Genomic DNA, 2,322 nt, shown 5'->3' on the forward strand with positions numbered 1-2,322 from the left:
TCACGCTCACCGGTCTTGCGCGGCAGGAATCCCTCGAAGGTGAAGCGGTCCACCGGCAGCCCGGACACGGCGAGCGCGGCGAGCGCCGCCGAGGGGCCCGGGGCGACCGTCACCTCGAGCCCGCCCTCGACCGCGGCGGCGACGAGGCGGTAGCCGGGATCCGACACGCTCGGCATCCCGGCGTCGGTGACGAGCAGGACCGTACGGCCGGCCTCGAGGTCGGCAACCAGCTCCGGTGTGCGCCGGGACTCGTTGCCCTCGAAGTACGACACGATGCGCCCGCCGATGCGTACGTCAAGGTCTGAGGCGAGTCGGTGCAGCCGACGGGTGTCCTCGGCCGCCACGACATCGGCGCTCCCCAGCAGATCGCGCAGCCGCTGCGACGCGTCGGCGGGGTTCCCGATGGGTGTCGCGGCGAGGACCAGCACGGGCCTAGCCTACGGTCGCCGTCCGCGACCGGCTTCGCCGCCACGTGGCGGCCGCTAGGGTTGCCGCGTGTCCGTGACCGTCGACGAGCGCAACGGGAGCAGCGAGAGGTTCGCGCCGCTGGGCCGCACGCCCGAGGGTGCGCCGCTGCCGCCGCTGCGCGACCGGTTCCGCTCGCGGATCGCCGACTCCCCCCGGCTGCTCGGCTGGCTGGGTCCGATCGCCGTCACGCTGCTGGCGTTCGCCGCGCGTGTCTGGCGCCTGGAGTATCCACCGCGCCTCCTCTTCGACGAGACCTACTACGCCAAGGACGCCTGGTCGCTGCTGCGGTTCGGCTACGCGCAGGACTGGGTCGAGGACGCCAACGCGAAGGTCGAGGCCGGGCAGACGACCGGTCTGTGGACCGGAGAGCCGACACAGGTCGTCCACCCCGAGGTCGGCAAGTGGATGATCGCGATCGGCGAGCAGCTGTTCGGGATGAACGCGTTCGGCTGGCGCATCTCGGCGGCCGTCGTCGGTGCGTTGACCGTGCTGGTCCTCGCCCGGATGGTCCGCCGGCTCAGCGGCTCCACGGCGCTCGGCTGCCTCGCGGGCCTGCTCCTCGCCGTCGACGGCGTGCACCTGGTGATGTCCCGGCTCGCGCTCCTCGACGTGTTCCTCGCGTTCTGGCTGGTGTGCGCGGTCGCGTGCGTCGTCGCCGACCGAGAGTGGGGTCGCACCCGGATCGCCCGGCGCTACGCCACCACCGAGACCGTTTCGGGCTTCGGTCCGGTCCGGATGCTCCTGCTGCGCCCGTGGCGCCTCGCCGCCGGGGTGTGCTTCGGGCTGGCCGTCGGCACCAAGTGGAGCGCCCTGTACTTCCTCGCCGCCGTCGGCGTCTTCGTCTGGGTGCTCGACGTGATCGACCGTCGGGCGATCGGCGTACGCGGTGCGTGGTGGCGCTCGATGATCGTCGACGGACTTCCCGCGTTCGTGTCGCTGGTGATCGTGGCCCTCGTCGTGTACGTCGTGACCTGGACGGGGTTCCTGGTGAACCACGAGGTCTTCGAGGGCCGGTTCGGGCTCGGCTACGGGGACGCGCAACCGTGGGGGTCAGCCATCGACAAGACCGACAGAGGGCTGATCGGAGAGCTGCTGCGACCGCTGGAGTCGCTGTGGCACTACCACCAGATGGTCTACTCGTTCCACACCGGCGACTACCTCGCCGGCAAGTCTCACCCGTACCAGTCGGACCCGTGGGGGTGGCTGGTCCTCAACCGCCCGGTCGGCGTCGACGCCCAGACCGACCTCGCCGCCTCGACGCCGGGATGTGCGGCGAGCGGGACCGAGACGTGCATCCGTCAGGTGCTCATCCTCGGCAACCCCGCCGTCTGGTGGGGCGGGCTGGCGGCACTCGTCGCGTCCGTCTGGTTCTGGCTGCGCGACCGCGACTGGCGGTTCGGTCTCGTCGTGCTCGTGGTCGTGTCGTCCTGGTTGCCGTGGTTCGCCTACGACGACCGGCCGATCTTCCTCTTCTACGCGACCGCCTTCGTCCCGTTCACGTGCGCCGCGATCGCGCTCGTCGCCGGTCGGCTGCTCCGAGGGTCCCGCGGAAGCCGTCTGCGGTGGTGGGCGCCCGCGGCCCTCGGCACCTACGTGGCCGTGGCCCTGGCACTCGCCGCGTTCTTCTTCCCGATCTGGACCGACATCCTGATCACCCACGAGGAGTGGCTCCAGCGGATGTGGTTCTCCCGCTGGGTCTGATCCCCTAGCGCCGACCGAGTCGGTCGTGGCTCTCCTGCAGGAACGCGCGACTCCTGGGATCGGTGGTCAGCGAGATCGCCTTGGCGTACGCCGCCCTCGCCTCGTCCGCGCACTGCTTCCCCAGCTCGACCAGCAGGTGGGCACGCAGCGCCC

General features: G+C 71.3%; 2 protein-coding genes. One reads left to right on the top strand and one right to left on the bottom strand.

What is annotated here, in order from left to right; genetic code table 11:
* Positions 1 to 428 (bottom strand): SAM-dependent methyltransferase (locus tag PV363_RS17370; protein ID WP_301023027.1); only part of this gene is annotated, 428 nt, incomplete at its 3' end.
* Positions 429 to 495: 67 nt separating this feature from the next.
* Here PV363_RS17370 and PV363_RS17375 point away from each other — a divergent pair.
* Positions 496 to 2,169: a phospholipid carrier-dependent glycosyltransferase gene (locus PV363_RS17375; protein ID WP_301023028.1), complete on the top strand. Its 1,674-nt coding sequence runs from the start codon at positions 496 to 498 to the stop codon at positions 2,167 to 2,169.
* Positions 2,170 to 2,322: the final 153 nt, after the last annotated feature.

The organism is Mumia sp. (assembly GCF_028803055.1).
In the GTDB taxonomy this organism is placed as follows: Bacteria; Actinomycetota; Actinomycetes; order Propionibacteriales; family Nocardioidaceae; genus Mumia.